The following is a 21,847-nucleotide window of genomic DNA, read 5'->3' as shown; positions in this document are numbered from 1 at the left end:
TTTTTCTTCATTTTTCTTCTTGCTTTTTTGCTTTGTCGCCATCAGAAAAACCCCTTCCTAGCTCATCGATAACGTAAAGAGCTCCTCAAGTTCATCAGAAGAAAGCTCCGTAATCCAATTTTCACTCTGAATAATTTCATCATTTAAAGATTGCTTTTTCTCTAGCATCTCATCAATTTTTTCTTCGATCGTTCCGGTCGTAATGAGTTTATGAACATGAACAAAGCGGTCCTGACCAATTCGGTAGGCGCGGTCTGTTGCCTGATTTTCAACGGCAGGATTCCACCAGCGATCATAGTGGATCACATGGTTGGCTGCAGTTAAATTCAGTCCCGTTCCACCGGCCTTCAATGAAAGAATTAAAATCGGAAATTCCTTGTTTTGGAACGATTCAACCATTCGGTCACGCTCTGATTTCATCACACTTCCGTTCAAAAACAACACCTTTTCACCAAATTCCTTTTCCAGCAGCTTTTTCATCATGTCACCCATGCCGATATATTGCGTGAAAATCAAACAGCTTTCCTGCTGCTCACGAATCAGGGTGGTCAGCTCTAAAAGCTTTTCAATCTTATGTGAACGAGAAACTAACTGCTTTGGCTGTTGTTCCTTCAAATACAGGGCAGGGTGATTACAGATTTGTTTCAATTTCCCTAGCATTTTTAAAATTAATGCCTTACGCTGCATACCAGCCAAGGAATTCACCTGCTCAAACGTATCCTTCACAAGCTGCTCATACAACGAGGCCTGCTCAATAGAAAGCGGAATATATTCCTTCTGCTCCTGCTTCTCAGGTAGATTCAAGGCAACCTGTTCATCTCGTTTTGTACGTCTTAATAAAAATGGCTTAATATAGCGTTGCAGCTGTTCAATTTGTTCCACATCACGATCTTTTTCAATCGGCAGAACATAGCGTTTATGAAAGCTATGCAAGCTACCTAAGTAGCCGTGATTTAAGAAATCATAAATCGACCAAAGCTCTGTTAAGCGGTTTTCCATCGGTGTTCCTGTTAAGGCAATATGATGCTGCCCGCGCAGCTTACGGATTGCCCGCGATTGCTTTGTATGGGCATTTTTAATATTTTGCGCCTCATCTAAGCAAATCGTACTCCATTTAACAGCTGAAACTTCCTCATAATCTGCATGAGAAAGTCCGTATGAAGTAATAATCACATCATAATTCTCTAGAGAAGGAGCAAACTGCTCTTCCTTAGGACGGTTCGGGCCGTAATGAAGCTTCACATTCAAATGTGGAGCAAACTTTTCAAATTCCTTCTGCCAGTTACCAAGCACTGAGGTTGGCGCAATGATGAGCGCAGGATGCTCAGGCTTTTCCGTGGCTTTTACATAAGAAAAATAAGCAATCATCTGAATCGTTTTTCCAAGACCCATATCATCTGCAAGACAAGCACCAAAGCCAACACTACGTAAAAATAACAGCCAATCCACACCATTTTGCTGATAAGGACGAAGTGTTCCTTGAAACTCCTCAGGTATCGCATGTGACGGCAGCTCCTCCGTATCAGTTAGCTTCCGAAGCAAGCCTCTCATCTGCTGATTCAATTCAATTTGAATATTAGCAAACGCACGCGCATCAACGACATCATCATGATCTTCATCAAGATCTTTTGCGTTCAGCTCCTGATGAAGAATATCAGACAAATGCAAGCCATCTCGATCGGCTTTTTTCAATATTGCCTGAACTTGTTTAATGAAGGCAGGATCAAGCTTAATCCACTGTCCTCTAAAGTTCACAAGACGGCGTTGCTGTGAAACGAGCTGCAGAAATTCCTCTTCACTCATCTCCACGCCATTCGTAGAAAAGCGCCAGTTAAAATCAATCAGTGAGTTCATGCCAACAAACGACTGCCCACGAGGTGATGATGACACCTTCGCCTTGAGCATAAGCTGTGAATCCTTCACAACCTGCCACCATGATGGAAGTAAAATCTCCACGCCCATGTTGATCAGCGTCTCACTCGCATCGGTTAAAAATAACCATGCTTCATCTTCGGTCACATAGGTTGTTCCAGTTTGAAAGCTCAACCATGGAACAACCTCTGAAAAGCGCTCCTGCTCTCGTTCTATTTTGCTTAAGTAAGGCTTCCATTTTCTCGGCAATTCGCCTTGATAATGAACCAAGTCGTTTTCATCCGTTTTACTCCGCAAAAGAATCTCAAGCTGCCAATCATCAGTATCTGTTTCTGGTTCATTCAGGCGAAGACCAACTGAAAACGGGGTATCATCGTGATGCCACCCGATTTTTTCAAGAAAATCTGTTTCATCAATAAAATGTCCTTGAAACGTTGTTAAAACCGGATAGGTGTTCACAATATCTGCCCATGCATCCTGAAGAATCAGGTCATTTTCGATCAAATCAGTTATGGCTGCAGAAAACCAATCTAATGCAAAGCCTTCAAGTTCATTTCCAGCATCCTTGAAGCGTGTCACACCTTGCTTCCAGCCTTCAAAATCAGGCACGTACTCACCATTTGCAATCTTGTCATAAATCGTATGGGCCACATGGACAAGGCGCTCTGCATCTTCTGACAAGGAAATCGTCGCGAGTGAGTTGTACGTTTCTTTCCCGAGTAACTCAACCATCATCCACGCTGAGAGCTGAACAGCGGGCAAGCCGATATAGCTAATGTCCTCTAATTTTGTTCCAAAAAAAGAAGACTCATGCCAGGTGAAAAGATAGCGGGAAAACTCTTCAACTGTAAGCGGACGCGCGTCTATCGCAGACGTACAGTAAACATAAAAAGAATTGTTTTCGATTTGCTCTGCATGCAAGACAATATTGACAGTATTAATCATGGATCAGCTTCCCTTTCTTCAATTCTTCCTGAAATGCACGTAGTCGTTTATGTTCATCTGATAGCTGCAGAATATAATTTTCCCATACTTCCTCGCGCTTCAGCTTTTTGTACTGAGCTTTCATTCTCTTTAAATAGCGCACAGCCATTTTATAATTTTCACGGGTCTTCATACTGATTTCATGCTTAACCGTTTTAACATAAAGAGGCAAAAGGACACCCGGCTCACTTTTTTCAATATCTTTTAACACATAAGTATCCATTTCTTCTATTGAAAAGCCTAACAACGTCTGCAGTTCAATCCACGTGCGATACTGCTCTTTATCTAAAAGAAAATCATGATATTCCGCATAGCTCAACGGAAGCATGTTACGACATGCACGTTCAAACAGCTTTTCATCATTCGTAGCTTTTGAGTATTGCTTAATAAGCTGCATCATATAGCGGACAACTTGTCGTTTTTCTTCAAAAGGAAGATCACTGTTTATGTATTCGGTTGAATTGTCCATCATATAAGACATCCAGGCAGACATGCGCTTCCAGTTTTTCTTTTTCATGATGTCCTCAACCCAATGAAAGGTAAACGGCAGTGCAGCTGGTGTGAGCTTTTTCATCGTTTCAAAAATGTGTTCATCACGTGATTGAAGAAAATCCATATGCATGAGTGCTGTTTCCATTTCCACCGCATACGAAGGCTCTTTATTCTTTTCATCTTCAAGATGCTCCTCAAGCCATTCTCGCTCAATATTTATAAACTTATCGCGACGCAATAGCTCAATCCATAGCAGCTGATACAAATTCGAACGTTCATATTGATAGTGCTTGCTCGTGAACAATAGCTCACGGAAGCGCTCAACACTGTCCACTAATAGCGGATCAAGGGCAAACGGCAAGGCATAGCGCTTCATCTCAGAAATTGCGATTGCCACATTATCGGAAAGCTGATCAATATAAGGATAAATAATATGTTGTAACATATAGTCCGTTGGCTTCGTCTCATTAATAAGCTGCAAGATTTTTATAAAAACCGTCACAGATGCCTGAACGATAAAAAACTGTTTCATCTCAGGAGACTTAGGCGCCTTCTTTTTCAGGGCCGAATAATAATGATGAAAAAGACTTTGGAAAAGCTGATTAGGAGAAGAAACCTGTTCATACCAGCTCTCAAACTCACGATCAAAAAACGCAATCCAGCTTGCAAGGGAGGAATCTTCATACTCCTTTTCAGGCTTTAAAAGTGAGCTTGCTTTTTGTACATGCTTTAACACGTCATCGATCGGTTTTTCTTCTTTCCAAAGATCAACGAATGTACCGACTCGGTCAACACTTGCATATACATATAGAAAGGCTGCTATACGGTGCCGACAAATTGAAGGAGCCGGACACGTACACGTGCTCATCACAAAATCATCCAAATCAAGCTCAACCTGAACACTCGTGACATCCTGGACTTTTGCAGAAACAGTGTGACTTGTTGTGCTCACATTATAAATACTACCTTGACGATATAAAATGAGTCCTTTTTTCACGACATTACGATCATGCTCATCCTGAGGAGAAAGCAACTGTTTAATCTGTTCACCGGCACCAAGTACAAATTCTTTACTAAGTTCCCGACCAAGCATAGAGAGGACTCCTTTCATTTAAAGCAGAACTGCGCCCAAGCACAGCTGCACTACATTAAACAGATAAATGATTGAAATAAACCTAATTCTTCTATTATAACGCATATTGAATCGATCAAAAAGGTTTAGTACAAGAAAGAAGCGGGGACATAAAAGATAAGCAGCTTTCGAAATTTTTATTTGTTCCGGGCAAACCAAAAAAATTACATCTTGTCAGCACCACAGAATCAAAGTATAATGACTTGGTATTGTCTGAATTTGTAAAAAAAGAAAGGAAACTTATACAAAATGAAGGATAATCAGCTGAAACAAGAAGAGCTGTTACAAATTCTATTAAGCGCCTACGACAAAGGCGAAGCAAAAGTAGATATTACAACTAATGAAATGATAGAAGACTTAATTTCTCAAATAAGAAAAGTATATGCATCATAAAAAGAACGAGCACCTTTGGGGGTGCTCGTTTTTGTATTTGGAAGTGGTGCCTGTCACTTCTTGGATTTTGTTGAAATTTGTCTAATCGCAGATAAATCCCGATAATCGTGGATAAAACTAGAATAATCGCAGATAAATTCTCAAAATCGCAGATAAACTCTCCAGAATCGCGGATAAATGCATTATTAGCGAGGATAAACCGGAAATATTCTCGTTAGCAGCTGGATTTTCCGATAAAAAGTAATAACTCGGCAATAAAAATTGCAACAAAACCTCATACTTCCATGAAATACATGAATTATTCCACACAATCCATCAGAATATCACCAAAAAACATTTCCAAGAATCCAAATTACTCAACCCTCTCCCGTAATCTCCCCTACCAATCTCCCCCCACATCAACTAAAATAAGAGAAAACGCTTACCATTAAAAGGTGGTCACAACATGTTATACTTCCGACGTTTTCTATACATCATTACTTTTCTCGTATTCTTACTAACTGGTTTTCTTACATTATATTATGGAAAAGAAACATTTCACTTTAACGAAGAAGCTAAGCCTAATGCCGAACAAACTTACGACTATCATTTTGTCCTGATTCCGGAGGAGCTCGATAATGATTACTGGCGTCTCGTCGAACAAGGCGCAAGAGATGCCGCCAAATTCCACAATGTGTACCTTGAGTATTTAGGACCAAAGCAGGCAAATAATGATGAGTATTTAAAAACGATTGATATGGCCATCGCAGGCCTAGTTGATGGAGTGATCACGCAGGGGGTGGCTGAGCCGGAGTTTGATAAGCTTGTCACAAAGTCGAGAGAAAAACTAATCCCTGTTGTAACAATCGATACAGATGCACCTGAAAGCGGCCGGGCTGTGTATGTGGGCACAGATAACTACTATTCTGGTTTTCTTGCAGGTAAAGCGCTGCTCAACGATACAAAGGGTGAGCAAAAGGTCGCAATCGTTACAGGTCGCCTTGAAGCACCTCATCAAAAGCTACGCGTTCAAGGCTTTAAGGATGCCGTTGCAACAGAAAAGCGAATTGAGATCGTTGCTATAGAGGAGTCCAACATCACGGAAATTGGCGCGCAGGAGGCTGCCCACCGCATTTTGCAGCAGCATCCTAAAACAACAGCATTTTACGGCACAAGTGCGCTCGATGGAATCGGCATTGCCAAGGTTGTGAAAAGGGTGAAGGCAGAAGAGGATCTGTACATTATCGGCTTTGATATTTTGCAAGAAACCCTTGATTATATTGAAGAAGGAACAATTGAAGCAACTGTCGTTCAATTTCCTTATCAAATGGGCTATGAAGCAGTTGAAAAAATGATTCAACTAAACAAGGGTGAAAAAATGGATCCACTTCAGCATACAGATACAAAGGTAATTTATAAAGAAGACCTGCCAATCTCACCATCCTCTATGAATGGAGGAAGTAAGCCATGACAAGCATTCGCAACAAATTATTAGTTTATTTTTTAGCTTTTGTACTACTATTTAATGTTGTTTCATATTCTATTTATTTCAGCAGTTCACAAATGGTCTCAGAGTACCATGCTAGCTTTGAGAGGTTTCTACTATTTAATGAAATCTCTCAGCAATCATCGCAGGTTTATGAAAAAATTAATGCTTATGTTGTGGAAAAAGACAATGTGTATTTAGAGGAGTATAGAGATCTAAAGAAGCGCCTCAAAGAAAATAATGAAAAGCTCCAAGAAGATGCAATTACCGGAATTAATAGAGAAGAGCTTGATAAATACCAAAGAATGGTTCGAAATCTTCTATTTGAAAGTGACATCACCATTGCAGCTGTTCAGTACGATAATTTAGATCAATACACAACACATGCGAAGGAAGTTCGGAATATATCTTCTTATATTTTGGAATCCACTCTACAGCTAATCAATTTTGAGCTAGCTGAATACCAAATGTTTTATCAAGAAATGGAAGAGCGGCAGCATGCTTTTAAATGGTTCACGATTAATCTTTTCAGCTCAACCCTACTGTTAGCGTTATTAACCGCAGTCTTGTTCTCAAGAGGTCTGACTCATCCATTGCGAAGATTATCTAAAGCGGCAAAAGAAGTATCAGAAGGAAACTTCGAAGGTCCGCCAATTAAGGTGAAAACAAATGATGAAGTAAAGGTATTAAGTGACTCGTTCGAACACATGCGAGAAAATATTAAACAATTAATAGAAGAAATAAAGGAAAAATCCGAGCTTGATCAGCTCCTCAAAGAACTGGAACTCAAGCACTTACAAAATCAGATTAACCCACACTTTCTGTTTAATACATTAAATACAATCTCAAGAATGGCGTATTTAGAAGATGCCAACGTTACATCAAGGCTCATTCAATCCGTTTCAACATTGTTGCGATCAAGCCTTGGTGATATTAATAAATCAGTCACATTAAAAGAAGAAGTGAACGTGGTAAGAGAGTATTTCTATATCCAAAAAACAAGATTTGCCGAACGCATTACATTTAAAACAAACATCGATGAAGGCTGTCTTGACACCAAAATCCCAGCCCTCACCCTCCAGCCATTAGTCGAAAACTCCTTCATACACGGAGTCGAAAAGCTGGAAGAGGGCGGAATGATCAGCTTGAACATTTATTGTGAAGATGACCAAGTCATCGTCGAAGTGGAGGACAACGGCAAAGGCATGGACGAAGAAACTAAGAAACGCATCTTCTCCCGCGACCAAATCGACCTCCATGAACAACACAGTGGCCACTCCACCGGAATCGGCCTCCAAAACGTCATCAAAAGACTCGAGCTAGTCTACAAGCAACAAGATATTTTAGAAATAGATTCAGAGATCAACAGAGGGACGACAATTCGGATGAGACTGCCGCGGGGATGAGGTGCAGAAACTGGTGCCTGAAGGAACTGGTGCCTGTCACCACCCGAATTTTGTCGGCAAAAACTCGAGGAGTGACAGGCACGCCCCACAATTTGTCGAACACACCTCCCCCACACAAAAATGCCAAAAAAGGAGGCAAACCCATGAAAATCATCATAGTAGACGACGAATTGATTGAACGCAAAGCGATGAAAAAGTTTATTACCGAGAGCCTCACACATATGGAGGTTGTCGGCGAAGCGGCAAATGGTCGGATCGCAATCGAACAAGCAAGGCTTCACAAGCCGGACATCATGTTCATGGACATCCACATGCCCGGCATCGACGGTCTCGAAGCGATCAGACAAATTCTCGCCGAGCTGCCGCAAACGAAGTTCATTATGGTGTCAGCATATAATTCCTTTGAGTATGCAAAAGAAGCAATGAAGCAGGGAGTTAAGGAATATATCCTCAAACCGAGCAACAAACAAGAAACACTCGAATCCTTACTCAGAGTTGAAAAAGAAATCAAAGAAGCCAGACAAATAGAAGAACAAACAAAGCAACAACTAAACGAAACAGAAAAGCTGGTCAAGCAACAGCTCATCACTGCGATCACACAAAACGAAATCACAGCCGACACCGAGCAAATGTACCGAAGTCTCTATCCAAACGCACAAATGGGCTTCTTCCAAGTCATCACAGGCTGTGATATGACAACACTATCAAACACACTTAAACACAAAACCGATCTACCACATATAACAAAAGCACAAGGAGACAAGCAAACTGTCCTTTTCCTTTCAGAAAAAAAATCAGCGCATCACCTAAAAGCAGACGCGCTTAACCTAGCTCGAGCTCTAAGCCATGAGCTTCCATCCGATACAAACATCGGTATCGGATCACCTTTTGCCGATTTAGACAAGCTATCAATCTCATACCAACAGGCCTTGCTAGCTTCCACCCAGCTAACAAAGGAAACAAGTGTATCCTATGGATTTCCGTTACTTAACGAAAAAGAAGATAGCACGGCTAAAAAACTAGAAAAATCCATACAAAACGAAATCACAGCCGGAAGAGTCGACCAAGCAACCGATTACTTCCATCTATACTATGACCATTTAACGAAACAATTTGACCAAAATGAAAAAGTCACGCAACACATTCGAGAATGGGCAATCAAAATCAAGCAAGCAATTGAAGCGGAAGGTATAAACCTTCGCGATCTTCCCATTCTTCAAGCAAATACAAAAGATGATTTTATCCATCTCCTCCGCCAATTTGGAGAAAAAATCATTCTCCAAGGTGAGGGCAACGATGCTATTTCTAAAGCAAAGGCCTATATTCACGACCATTACAAAGAATCATTCAGCCTTGAAGATGTTGCGGCATACGTTGAGCTAACACCAACGTACTTTACCAAAATGTTCAAAGAACAAACAAAGACAACATTCATCGACTATGTGACCGACTATCGAATTGAAAAATCTCAGGAGCTTCTCCTCCAAACGAACCTAAGTTTAAAAGAAATCGCCTATGAAGTTGGGTACAAAGATCCAAATTATTACAGCCGAGTCTTTAAAAAGGTGACAAATTTATCACCTAAACAGTTCAGGTCGACCACAAAATAATGCAGAAATAAATAAAATAGTGAAGAAATTAACTAATAAAAACGCTTCCATTTCCCTTTATAATAAAACTCGTAAGCGATTACAAACATATATACAAGGGGGATGTAAGATGAAAAAGACTTTCCTATTATCACTATTTTTAGTCTTTACATTGATTGTTTCAGCTTGTAGCTCAGGCTCAAGCACAGAAGAAGCATCAGAAGGCAGCAGCAGTGAGGGCGGCGGCGATAAAGCAGCTCCATTAGATATTTTCAGCTGGTGGACTGGTGCTGGTGAAGAAGATGGATTAAAGGCTCTTATTGCATTATTTGAGGAAAAGCATCCAGATATTCCAATTGAAAACGCAGCAGTAGCTGGTGGAGCAGGAACAAACGCGAAGGCTGTACTTGCGAGCCGTATGCAAGGTGACGATCCTCCGGCAACATTCCAGGTTCACGGTGGTGCCGAGCTTAACGAAGGCTGGGTAGCAGCAGGGAAAATGGAACCACTTAACGATTTTTTTGAAGCAGAAGGCTTAAACGATAAATTTCCACAAGACTTAATTGACATGGTAAGTAAAGATGGCAACATCTACTCTGTACCAGTGAACATTCACCGCGGTAACGTTCTATGGTTCAACAAAAAGGTATTTGAAGAAAATGGCTTAGAAGCACCAACAACATTTGATGAGTTTTTTGAAGTAGCAGATGCATTAAAAGCAAAAGGCATCACACCATTAGCTCTTGGAGACAAAGAGCCTTGGACTGCAACACATCTTTATGAAACAGTTCTTTTAGGTACATTAGGTGCTGAAGACTACGGCAAGCTTTGGACTGGCGAATTATCATTTGACGATCCAAAAGTAGTAGAAGCAGCAGAAACATTCAAAAAAATGCTTACTTACATCAACGAAGACCACGCATCTCGTAACTGGCAAGATGCAACACAATTAGTTGCAAACGGCGAAGCAGCGATGAATGTGATGGGTGACTGGGCAAAAGGGTATCTTGTAAATGACTTAAACCTAGCTGTTAACGAAGACTTTGGCTATGTAGCTACTCCAGGTACTGACGGTCAATTCATGGTTATTACAGATACATTCGGTTTACCAACAGGTGTTGAAAATCCAGAAGGTGTAAAACAATTCTTAAGCGTATTAGCATCAGTTGAAGGTCAAGATGCATTCAACCCACTAAAAGGATCGATTCCGGCACGTGTTGATTCAGACGTTGAAAAATATGACCAATACGGAAAAGACACAATCGAAGACTTCAAAACGGCTAGTCTAGCACCAAGCTTAGCGCACGGTTCAGCTGCTGCTGAAGGCTTCTTAACAAAAGTAAACCAAAATGTGAACATCTTCGTTACACAACAAGATGTAGGTCAATTCACAGATTCCTTAGTAGCTGCTCAAGCAGAGCTTAAGTAATCACCAAGGGGATGAGCACAGTCTCTTCCCCTTTTTTATACTATCAATAGCTCATACTTTATGGAGGATAGTATAAGAAAAACTAAGGCTTTCGCCATTGCGGGCGACAAGCCAAGTTTTTCTAAAAGAGGCCAGGAATCGATTCCCTGACCTCTCATAAAGGAGGAGAACTTAGATGGAAACAGTCAAAACATCACAATCAGCCCAGACCGTTGCTTCCCTACCGAAAAAGAAAAAGCTAACAAGTGATCACCTTATGGCCATCGGCTTTATCCTGCCATCATTTATTCTTATTTTGGTCTTTGTTTATGGCTTTATCGGCTGGACCGGTTATGTATCCTTAAGTAATTGGAACACACTAGTTCCTGATTTTTCGTTCGCAGGTTTGAAAAACTATATCTACTTATTCCAAGACTTCCGTTTCCAAGCGGATTTACGTAATACAATCTTTTTCACAATCCTATTCATTGGCTTTGTGATTATCAGCGGTATGGGTCTTGCGATTTTACTTGATCAAAAAATTAAAGCAGAGCCCGTATTCCGTAACCTGTTTTTCTTCCCAATGGCGCTTTCGTTCGTCGTAACAGGGGTAGTTTGGCAGTGGCTATTAAACCCAACAACAGGTGTGAACTTATTTTTAAGCAAACTCGGCTTAGAATCAAAATGGTATACAGACACAACTATCCTCGCAGGCTTTCAATGGGGAAAAATTGAATTCGGGATTCCGGCAGCACTAATCGCAGTTGTGATCGCAGCCGTTTGGCAAATGACTGGCTTCTCACTTGCAATGTATTTAGCAGGATTACGCGGTGTTCCAGATGAAGTACGAGAAGCAGCACGTATGGACGGTGCATCTGAATTTACAATCTATCGAAAAATTATTCTACCTTTATTACGTCCAATCACAGTGAGTGTCATCATCATCATGGCTCACATTTCATTAAAGATTTTCGATCTTATTTACGCGATGACAGGTCCTGGTGCAAACTTCGTAACAGACGTACCTGGTGTTTATATGTTTGAAACAACATTCCGTGGCAACTATTATGCAAACGGTGCAGCAATCGCAATTATCATGCTAGTTTCAGTAGCCATTTTCATCGTGCCATATTTAATCCACAGCAGAAAGGGTGAAGCGTAACATGGTGCTACAACGAATCGGCAAACCTATTGTTTATCTCATCTTAATCGCCATGAGTCTCTTCTTCCTCATGCCAGTTTACGTAATGCTCATTACAAGCTTAAAACCATTTGACGAAGTAACGCTCGCAACCATGTGGCAGCTACCAAGCTCACTCGACTTTAGTGGTTACACGGAGGCATTTGAAAAATTAGCACCAAACTTAATGAACTCATTTTACCTAGTCATCCCGGCAACACTACTATCTGCCTTACTAGGAGCAATGAACGGCTATGTGTTATCAAAATGGAAATTCAAAGGCGCAGACGTTCTTTTCACAGTAATCTTATTCGGAATGTTTATTCCATACCAAAGTATCTTAATCCCATTAATTCAGTTCTTACGTGAAGTAGGACTATATAACTCAATCATCGGTTTAATTTTCGTTCACGTTGTTTACGGATTACCAATCACAACACTCATGTTCCGTAACTTCTACGCGAACATCCCGGAAGAAATGATCGAATCAGCAAAAATAGATGGAGCGGGTTTCCTAGGAATTTTCCGCCACATCATGATTCCACTTTCCATCACAAGCTTTGTTGTAGTAGCAATCTGGCAATTCACAAACATCTGGAACGAATTCCTATTCGCAGTAACAATCACAACCTCTGATCAACAGCCAGTTATGGTTGCCCTACAAAACCTATCAGGAAGCCAAATCGTTCACTGGAACGTCCAAATGGCAGGGGCACTATTAGCCGCATTACCAACATTGTTAGTATATATATTACTTGGGAAATATTTTGTAAAAGGACTATTAGCAGGATCGGTGAAAGGGTAAGGTTGAGGGCAGTCTCCAGTGGTGGGGGCTGTCTTTGTTCATTTCTTGTGAAAAATGCTTAACCAATAGCGTACTTCCTAAAAAGATTGTAAAATATTGTAGAGAAGGAGGTGAGTTCAATGGAAGAACGATTAGAGCGAATGGAAAACATGCTAGCCAACTTGATAAGAATGGTTGGTGATATGAAACAAGAGCAAACGGATATGAAAAGGGAGCAACAAGAAACTAGACAAGAAGTTAAGGATATGAAACGAGATATCTCAGGAATGAAACAAGACATTTCAGAAATAAAGCAAGACATTTCAGAAATGAAACAAGACCAAAAAGCAACACAGGAAGATTTAACACAAGTGCGACTGGAAAATGAAAAGTACTATAATGAAATCAACAGTCGATTTTCATCAGTTGAGTTAGATCATGAACACACTTGGGAAAAGACCGTCCAAAATGAAAGAGAAATATCTAAATTAAGAAAGCAGTTTGATTTAATAGACTTCACATGAAATTGAACCCACATAAATGAGCTTCAGACTAATAAATGAACCCAAAAGGGCTGAGCAAATACAAAACTCAGTAAACCTCTAAAAAAATATTCCAATATGATAATACTAGAAGTATCTCTTATGGAGATAACTTCTTTTTGCTTCTGTTCAAGGAAAAAAGTAGATTATAATTAAGATATTATCCATTATCCCCCTTTAAGTTTAAATTGACTAACAGTCTTCTAGAATAGTACATTTATAATAGGTTTTTATTACTACTTCGGAGGCTGAACATGAAGAAAATACTTCTGGCAATTTTACTTACTTTATTCACCGCATCGATCCTGCCAACAACATCAAGCGCTGCTACAGACATCAACTATGCAAACGCTGTAGGTGCAGGGAAAAAGCTGCTACAAAAAACAAATATCTTCAATCAAACAATCAGCAATGGCGATCTTTACTACATCGACGAGCAATACGATGCATTCAGTGCTGATATCAAAAAGGTTGAACGCGCAATCGGAAAAGTTTCAGGCTCTAAAAATCGTAAATACTTAAATGACACGTATGTCAAAGTCGCAAAAGTAGCGAGAGAACGCGTCATCTATGAAGTTTCTCAATACAGACTAATTGCTGTGATCACAGATTCCTACTACAACAGTGAATTCACAAAAATGAAAAGTGATTATGCGAAATTAGACAGACTGAAAAAACGTGCAGTCGCGATTAAACAAGCAGGAGGCTACAAAGCCCTTCCAGCATCAGTAAACCAAGAATTAACTGCATACCTCAGTTGGTTCAGTGACAAGCTTACCCAAACAACAGCAGGTGATGGAGAAGCAGTTAAATTAACGTACAACCAAGCAACAGGGGACATCCTCCTGAACGGGGCAACTCTTTCACAAACAAGAAATGAAACATTCACAGCACTCGGTCAACCAACTTATAAAGATCTAGATGAATTTGAAGGTGGTACATATTTAGCCTATGTATATCCTTATCCATATTCAGAGTTTGACGAAGATCTTTATGTTTATTACGGTGGCAACGATACAGTGAACTTTATTGCTCACACATATATTGCAGGTGGCTACGGCTTCCCGGTGGAATTCCTAAACTCATTTGATGGAGATGTTTACTATAATCCATATCCAACAGACGATGCTCTTGATGAAATCATCTTTGTAAGTCCGACTGGCCAAATACTAAATGCACAATTCTATGAAGATCAGACATACGGTGAAGGTAACTTTTATGCTCTATATCGACTAATGAATATGGATGGAAACTTCGATCCGTCTTTATATGCGCCAATTGATCCTTCTGTACTGTATTAAGAAAAGAAGAAAAAGCATCCCCAGTGGATGTTTTTTTCATTTAAAAAAGTAATTTCACTCCTTTTAAGGAGAGGTTGCTTCTTTTTGGAACCCTTTTCATACGCCCGACATTCAGGTAAAATTACTACAGGTAACAGAAAAAATTCATCATATAGAAATAAAGGAAAAAGGAGGTACAACCATGCACACAATCGGAATCGACCTCGGCGGCACAAACCTGCGCATCGGCGTCTTCAACGAGCAGGGAGAAATTATCGACGAACAAAGCCAAGCAACAGAAGCAGCAAAAGGACCTGAGTACGTCATAAACCAAATGGCAGAGATCATCAACAAACTAAAATCTACATATAAAATCAAAGCAGTCGGCATTGGATCACCAGGTCCTCTCAACCCACATGACGGAGTAATTATCGAACCACCTAACCTACCAGGCTGGGTAAACATCCCGATCGTCCAACTACTTGAAGAAAAAACCAACCTACCAGTAAAGCTAGAAAACGATGCAAACGCAGCAGCCCTTGCTGAGGCAACACTTGGCGCAGGAAAAGGCGCTAGCAGTGTATTCTTCATCACAGTTAGCACGGGAATCGGCGGCGGCTATGTGCTAAACGGTGAGCTCGTCTCAGGTGCTCAAGGCAGCTGCGGGGAGATTGGCAATATGATTGTTAACCCAAGCCCAGACGCCTACCACGGTCCAGGACTGAACAAAGGTGCTCTAGAAGGACTAGCTAGTGGAACGGCGATCGGCAGAATTGGTCAAGAACGCCTGAACATCACAAACGGTGCGCAAGGAGTCTTCCAACTGGCAGAGCAGGGCAACAAAGAAGCGCAAGCCATCCTTGATGAAGCCATTAACTATCTTGCGATTGGCTTGGCAAATATCGTTCACACAGTGAACCCTGAGATCATCGTGATCGGTGGGGGTGTGATGAAATCGAAGGAATTACTAGTAGAGCCGCTAATTGAAAAAACAAAGGGATATTTATTTCCAAGCTTGAAGGGAGATTTCGTACTGAAGCCGGCATTATTAGATCAAAAGGCCGGATTAATAGGTGCAGGACTGTTGCCTAAGTAAAGAAGAGTCACTCTTAGGGGTGACTTTTTAAGATGAATAGAAAAAGGAAATTGGAATGGAAAATTGTTCATTTGTTTTCAAGGAAACTATTATAATCGCTTTTCTTTCCATTCCTATTTAAGTAGGCTAGATGCTATTACTCCTATAAAAGAAACTTCAAAAATAAAAAAAACGCAGCCCATAATGGAAAACTTAATAATGCTCCCCAAAACATTCCGACAAATACATTCTCTTGATGCTCCATTAAGACCACTCCTTAAAAATTAAAATAATGACTGAATACCTATATTATACTTGAAAACGCTTACAAAGTCCACAACAACCACTTAAAATTTTATCTATAAATGAAGACAAAGGGACAGGTTCCTTGTCTCTCGTCCCCCATTTATTTTCTGGATAAATCTAGATAGATGAATAATGTAACGATATAACAAGATCGTAAGTGATTGTACGATTAAATAGACACTGAACGAATATTTCAGTTCTCAGTATACATTTATAAGTAAATATCTGAAATAAACACATATTCCTTCGAATACAGTAATTAGCAGAAATGAAAGGTAATACTCCTATACTTAATACCTAGTAACCTCTGCTTCTATAATCACTACTGGTCATCTAAGCCTACATATTGTCGAGTAATTTCCTTTCGTATCCCGAACTATTTTCACTGTTTGATTTCTGAATATTCTATTACCATTAATTATGTGATCTATTTAACATACATAAAAGAAGGGATGATCTGATTGAAGAAGAGGTTTTCAGGATTATTAGCATTTCTATTAGTACTAGCTCTATTCGCACAATCAGCAATACCTGTTTCGGCTACTGAAACAGCGGAGAACTATGAGGTAATAGAGTTAGAGACTAACAGGACTTTACTCTCATTAACTGAAACTAGAACAGTAGAAGTTATGGCGGATTTTGGTGATAATGTAGAATTGAGTCAACTAGAGTTCCTATTTGGAGGGAAAAGTCTTTCAGATTGGAAAAAGTGGTCTGGTGGGACAAGCTATAATGGAGATCCTTTTATTACTGTCATCGAGGAGCCACACTTTGTAAATGGAACAACCACCATTAAAGCAACTTTAGAGTTCGGTCTCCTTTACGGCAGAGACAATCTATCAAACCGAACAATTCGTACTCAATACCAACAATTTATTGGTGACTACGAATTAGCATTAGTTGACACAGCTAGTAATAAGAAGGCAGCACAAACAGTTGAACTTAATGTGTATGACCAATTTCATTTTTATGAAGAATTGAAGCCAACGATTGACCAAGTGTTTGATGAAGCAGAAGTGGCTAATGACCGCTACCTTGAGTACCAAAGCTTTGGAAAATCAGTAGAAGGTCGTGACCTTCATTTTGTTGTTTTAGCTAAAGATAAAGAAGCAGTAGATAAGTACTTAAATGAAACGCTACCAACTGCATTAGAAGATCCTGAGAGTTTACTAGAAAAGTTAGAAGACGGAGAAATGGGCGATTACCAAGTTCCGGTTTGGATTAACAATATTCACCCTGACGAAGTAGAAGGGGTGGATGCTCAGGTTGAGTTATTCAAGAAGTTTGCACTTGAAGACGAAATTACGTTTAATACAATCGAAAACAAGCAAGAAAAAGCTGTCACGTTAAACGTGGATGATGTTCTTGATGATGTGATTTTCTTATATATGTTCACAAACAATCCTGATGGAAGAGTGGCAAATACACGTGCAAATGCCAATGGCTTTGACTTAAACCGTGATAACCACTATCAAACACAAATTGAAACACAAGAAGTAACACAAGAGATTGCAAAGTGGACACCACTTTCATTTCTTGATATGCACGGCTATGTGCCTGGATTCTTAATTGAGCCAACAACACCGCCACATAACCCAAACTTTGAGTACGACCTTCTTTATGGAAACATGATTGAGCAAGCACATGCAATGGGTGAAGCAGGAATCAGTAACTCAGCCTATGATTCTTATGAAATTCCAGCACTTGATTATGGCGATGGCTGGGATGATATGACGCCTGCTTATACGGCAATGTATGCAATGCTGCACGGTTCACTTGGTCATACAATTGAGACGCCAGCACTAAGCCAAAATGGTTATGATGCTATGTATGCAACAGGCCTTGGGGCAACGCTTTATGTAACAGAAAACAAAGATGAATTGTATAAAAATCAGCTTGAAATCTTCAAACGTGGAGTAAATGGTGAAGATAATCGTGCGGTTGATGAGTATTTTGTAAATGCAGCCGGTGAATCAATTGGACGTACAAGAGGAGAGAATGAAAACTTCTTCCCTGAATATTACGTGATTCCGGTTGATGAAAATGGACAAAAGAATCCACTAGAAGCAACAAAGATGGTTGAATATTTACTTCGTAATGGAGTGAAAGTAGAGCAAACCACAAAAACAGCGAAAGTAAATGGAGCTGCATATCCAAAGGGAACATATATCGTGCCAATGAATCAAGCAAAACGTGGTCTAGCTAATGCGATGCTTTACAAAGGTGACGATGTGTCAGACTGGGGTGCAATGTACGATCCGATCGTTGTTAATTTCTCTGACTTAAGAGGATTTGATTTGGATGAAGTTCGTGTGGAGAATGCTTTTGCCAAGGTTACAAAAGAGGTAGACAGCGTAACATTACCAACTGGTGATGTAGTTGGCAAGGCACCAAAACAAATTTTATCTAACACAAATAATGACACGGTAAAATTAATTAATGAGCTTTTAAAAGATGGAAAAGTCGTTGAAAAGGCAATGGAAGCAAAGGGAAAAGTAAAGAAAGGTGACTATATCGTTAATACAAAGGATTTACTACAGTATGAAGATTTTTACTACGAGGCTTCATCAGCTGGTACAACACAAAACATAAAAACAGAAAAATTAACTCTTCCTAAAGTAGCAGTAACAGGGTCAGCTCAATTAAAGTTTTCACTAAAAGAACTAGGCTTTGAGTTAGTTAGTTCTACTGCAGATGCAGACGTTGTTGTTAGTGATGGTAGTTCATTTGATGTTAATAGTCTGGATGGGAAGGCTTATGTTGGAATTGGAGTCTATGCTTTGAATGCTGTGAAAAACAGCGGAGTGCTAGGAGAAGGTTACAGCTTCGATTACACAAGCCCTGGTCATGAAGGGTTATTAAAAGCAAACGTAAATGATCATATCCTAACCTCTGGATACGAGGCGAGTGAGCTGTTATACACAACAAATGGTGCATGGATTACGTCTGTTCCTAAGAATGCTCAAGTTTTGGCAACAGTAAGTAACAGTGATGATTTCTACGTTGCTGGCTGGTGGCCTGGTCATGACGCAGCCAAAGGTCAAACACTGGCATTTACTCAAAATCTTGAAGACTCAAACATTACTCTATTTGCAAACGACCTTGCCTTTAGAGCACATACGCAATCAAGCTATCGCCTACTAGCCAATAGCATCTTTGCTTCAGTTGGTACTGAAGTTGCTAAGAAAGGTAAAGGATCAGTGAAAGATAAGGCTAATAAGCAGAACAATAAAGTAGAGAAATCCTTCCTAGAGAAAGGTAGAGATAGAGAGTAGGTTAAGGAAATTCGGGTGGTGCCTGGCACTACCCGATTTTTGTCGTTGTCCGATTGGTAAATCTTTTAATCCACTACTATAGTGTAAACTCATAGATCTGAATAATTAGAAGAAATATAATCAATCAGTAACCCTAATGTTTTACCTTTAAAATAATCTGGCACCGATTGTCCATCAGGATCAGCATAATAAAAAGCACTTACTTTTTCATTAAAATAATAACCAAGCTGCTTTAACGAATCCTGCAATTCAACTGGAAGCTCATCCAATCCAGTTCGTTTCTTGAAATAGTCTGTCGGATAAATTTTCACATCAACATCATCGTCACTCGTATGAACCACGAACAAATCTTCACTCGACTGATTAATCCATTGTCCCTTCGAAAATAACGCTATGCCCGAATTCTCTAATGAGGAAATACCATCTAAATTCGTGCCAAATATTAAATTAATGGCAACCCTTATATCACTTGGTGCTAACTCGTAATGATAAGATTCCAAGTACAAGTCCATCACTTCAGATTTAGAAAGGTTGCGAATATAGGAATCTATATCATCCACATCCACTATTTGTTTTATGCTACTTGTGATCTGATCAGGATAAACACTCTGTTTCGTTCCAGCTCCTAAGTCAGAAATCGCATCAAGGTCAATTTTATAAATTTGATAAACGATTTCTCTGACCCTTGAACCTGTTAAATCCTTTGGAAAGCTTCTTATATACGTATCCATCGCAGCTACTTTCGACATATTCTCGATCTGCTCTGTTATTTCAGTAGGTGTTAATTTCCCGTGCTTCTCTTTTCTGAGTGTTAAACTAATCCCTTTTATTATTTCTGCTGGATACTTCGTCATCTCAGTATTAGTAAGTTGTGGTTTTTTAGAAATTGCTGCTTCACTGATAGTTGGTGTTATGAGAATTGAGGATGTAACTAGTAATAAGGTAGAAGCTTTCAATAGGGAAATTCTTAATTTTTTCGTTGGTGCTTTCATATGCAACCTCCTAATTTATTTAGATAAAGGATATTTATGTATAAAGTCAACAGTAGAAATGTTTTCCAGTTTTATTTTATAGGAAGCAAAAGACAAAATCTATCATTTTTCGAGGGGAACATAATAGCGATATCTATGGGTAGCGGGTTACTTATAAGGGGATTTTCTCATGGAAAGCCACATGGTGAAGAAACCATGAAAAATTTAGGCAGGTCTTCCTATTTAGGTATGTAGGTGAATGTGGAGAAATAGATGGACATAGAGAAATCCAACATTTATTGATGGTTGAAAAAAAGCCAAGAGAAAACGTTCCTTGGCTTTTTCATCCAGAATTTCCTTGATTGAATGATCACTATGGTTCAAAAGCCAATTATCTCAGATCATTCATGCTTATATATGAACTCAGATGATCGCTCCTAGTAGTTGATGTTAATAACACTCCCCATCAACTACTCATTCTCTCAATCAACGTCGGATCCAACTTAATCTGTACGGACTCTGACGAAACCTCGTTCTCCATTCTGTCTACCAGGATGTCAATTGTTGTTTTCACCATCTCTTCAATTGGTTGATGAATACTAGAAATTCCCATTATTTTAGCTAAATACGTATCGTCAAATCCGATCACACTAATATCCTCAGGTACCTTTATGTTCCTTTCTCTTGCTGCTTTCATAAATTCTAGTGCCATAATGTCATTTGCGGTAAAAAGACAGGTGAAATCAAGAGATTCAACTCTGTTTAAATAACCCTCGATGTCGCGTCTCATTAAGAAATTATTTGTTGATGTTTCTTCGAGCTGAATGTAATTTTTTTGATCAAAGCTGAACCCGTTTTCATATAGAGCACTTTTGTAGCCGAGAAATTTATCATCAGGTATGGTGCCGACATATCCAAAGGTTTTATGGCCGGCGTGAATGAACTTCTCACCTACAATTTTACCTGCTTTCATGTGATCAAGTCCTACACTATCAAGTGGTTTGCGATTTTGTGTCATGACGATTGTTGGAATGGCGAGCTTACTAATTCGCTGGATGTTATATTCACCAGTTGGGACAAGAATCATTCCATCAACTTGACGAGCGATAAAGTTTTGGATACTTTCCCATTCTGTGATGGGATTATGCTTTGAATTATGCAGTAAAATACTGTATCCGATTTTTCGAGCTTCTGATTCGAGTGCATCCACTAACTCGACGAAATATGGATTATAGGTTTCTGTTAAACATACTCCGATAATGTTTGATTGACTCTTTTTAAGTGTTTGGGCAGCCTTGTTTGGTACATACCCGACTTCTTCTATAACTTGAAGCACGCGTTTCATGGCCTCTTCATTTACCCCAGTATTACCATTTATCACTCTTGATACAGTTGATTGGGAAACGTTTGCAAGTTTTGCGATTTCTTTCATTGTTAGCTTATTCATAAGGCTCCTCCGTTGTGAATACGTATTCTGATATATGAGTAGAATGAAGTCATTCATTTGCTTTTTAAGGATAATATATTGTTATTATACCATATAAAAATCATGTGTAAGAGATATAGGCTTATAACATAATGATCATTGAAAACGCTTTAAATTACGTATTGACTTTTATATACACCTAGCGTAACATGAAAACCAGGAAACGTGAATACGTTTTCACCAATTATTCAGACTGGGGGTCTATGA

General features: G+C 39.5%; 15 protein-coding genes. 11 read left to right on the top strand and 4 right to left on the bottom strand.

The features are described 5' to 3' along the window. Positions 1–57: 57 nt before the first annotated feature. Together D9842_RS18770 and D9842_RS18765 are read right to left on the bottom strand one after the other, a co-directional pair. Positions 58–2,817, bottom strand: a complete 2,760-nt coding sequence (locus D9842_RS18770; RefSeq protein WP_121663833.1) for a DEAD/DEAH box helicase — start codon at positions 2,815–2,817, stop codon at positions 58–60. Then, positions 2,810–4,441: an SWIM zinc finger family protein gene (locus D9842_RS18765; protein WP_162987505.1), complete on the bottom strand. Its 1,632-nt coding sequence runs from the start codon at positions 4,439–4,441 to the stop codon at positions 2,810–2,812. The genes D9842_RS18770 and D9842_RS18765 overlap by 8 nt, the downstream gene beginning before the upstream one ends. A gap of 288 nt (positions 4,442–4,729) precedes the next feature. Between D9842_RS18765 and D9842_RS26045 the strand changes: the two genes are divergently transcribed. The 11 genes from D9842_RS26045 to D9842_RS18715 all read left to right on the top strand — a co-directional run bounded on the left by D9842_RS26045 (position 4,730) and on the right by D9842_RS18715 (position 19,183). Then, positions 4,730–4,873: a YwzD family small protein gene (locus tag D9842_RS26045; RefSeq protein ID WP_162987504.1), complete on the top strand. Its 144-nt coding sequence runs from the start codon at positions 4,730–4,732 to the stop codon at positions 4,871–4,873. Positions 4,874–5,318: 445 nt separating this feature from the next. Further along, positions 5,319–6,323 (top strand): sugar-binding protein, encoded by a 1,005-nt coding sequence (locus D9842_RS18760; protein WP_121663831.1) that lies wholly within the window; start codon positions 5,319–5,321, stop codon positions 6,321–6,323. Then, positions 6,320–7,744 (top strand): sensor histidine kinase, encoded by a 1,425-nt coding sequence (locus D9842_RS18755; protein WP_121663830.1) that lies wholly within the window; start codon positions 6,320–6,322, stop codon positions 7,742–7,744. The genes D9842_RS18760 and D9842_RS18755 overlap by 4 nt, the downstream gene beginning before the upstream one ends. Positions 7,745–7,887: 143 nt before the next feature. Continuing rightward, positions 7,888–9,354 carry a response regulator gene (locus D9842_RS18750; RefSeq protein ID WP_162987503.1) on the top strand — a complete coding sequence of 489 codons (1,467 nt, stop codon included), beginning with the start codon at positions 7,888–7,890 and terminating at the stop codon, positions 9,352–9,354. A gap of 109 nt (positions 9,355–9,463) precedes the next feature. Continuing rightward, a complete protein-coding gene (locus D9842_RS18745) occupies positions 9,464–10,762 on the top strand; it encodes an ABC transporter substrate-binding protein (protein ID WP_121663828.1) in 1,299 nt (432 codons plus the stop codon). Between the two features lie 175 nt (positions 10,763–10,937). After that, a complete protein-coding gene (locus tag D9842_RS18740) occupies positions 10,938–11,903 on the top strand; it encodes a carbohydrate ABC transporter permease (protein WP_121663827.1) in 966 nt (321 codons plus the stop codon). A 1-nt stretch (position 11,904) separates the two neighbouring features. Next, the gene (locus tag D9842_RS18735; protein ID WP_121663826.1) at positions 11,905–12,726 is read left to right on the top strand and encodes a carbohydrate ABC transporter permease; all 822 of its coding nucleotides are present in this window, start codon (positions 11,905–11,907) and stop codon (positions 12,724–12,726) included. A gap of 119 nt (positions 12,727–12,845) precedes the next feature. Continuing rightward, on the top strand, positions 12,846–13,229 hold the full coding sequence (locus tag D9842_RS18730; RefSeq protein ID WP_121663825.1) for a coiled-coil domain-containing protein: 384 nt from the start codon (positions 12,846–12,848) through the stop codon (positions 13,227–13,229). Between the two features lie 272 nt (positions 13,230–13,501). Beyond that, the gene (locus tag D9842_RS18725; protein ID WP_121663824.1) at positions 13,502–14,548 is read left to right on the top strand and encodes a hypothetical protein; all 1,047 of its coding nucleotides are present in this window, start codon (positions 13,502–13,504) and stop codon (positions 14,546–14,548) included. 181 nt (positions 14,549–14,729) lie between these two features. Then, positions 14,730–15,623, top strand: a complete 894-nt coding sequence (locus D9842_RS18720; protein ID WP_121663823.1) for an ROK family protein — start codon at positions 14,730–14,732, stop codon at positions 15,621–15,623. Positions 15,624–16,369: 746 nt separating this feature from the next. Beyond that, a complete protein-coding gene (locus D9842_RS18715) occupies positions 16,370–19,183 on the top strand; it encodes a M14 family metallopeptidase (RefSeq protein WP_121663822.1) in 2,814 nt (937 codons plus the stop codon). An 89-nt stretch (positions 19,184–19,272) separates the two neighbouring features. On the opposite strand, the gene D9842_RS18710 is transcribed toward D9842_RS18715, so the two are convergent. Both D9842_RS18710 and D9842_RS18705 read right to left on the bottom strand, forming a co-directional pair. Then, complete coding sequence (locus tag D9842_RS18710) at positions 19,273–20,175, bottom strand: hypothetical protein (protein ID WP_121663821.1); 903 nt, start codon at positions 20,173–20,175, stop codon at positions 19,273–19,275. A gap of 445 nt (positions 20,176–20,620) precedes the next feature. Then, positions 20,621–21,601: a LacI family DNA-binding transcriptional regulator gene (locus D9842_RS18705; protein WP_162987502.1), complete on the bottom strand. Its 981-nt coding sequence runs from the start codon at positions 21,599–21,601 to the stop codon at positions 20,621–20,623. Positions 21,602–21,847: the final 246 nt, after the last annotated feature.

This window comes from Metabacillus litoralis (assembly GCF_003667825.1).
GTDB lineage: Bacteria > Bacillota > Bacilli > Bacillales > Bacillaceae > Metabacillus > Metabacillus litoralis_B.
This window is presented reverse-complemented; position numbering and strand designations above follow the sequence as displayed.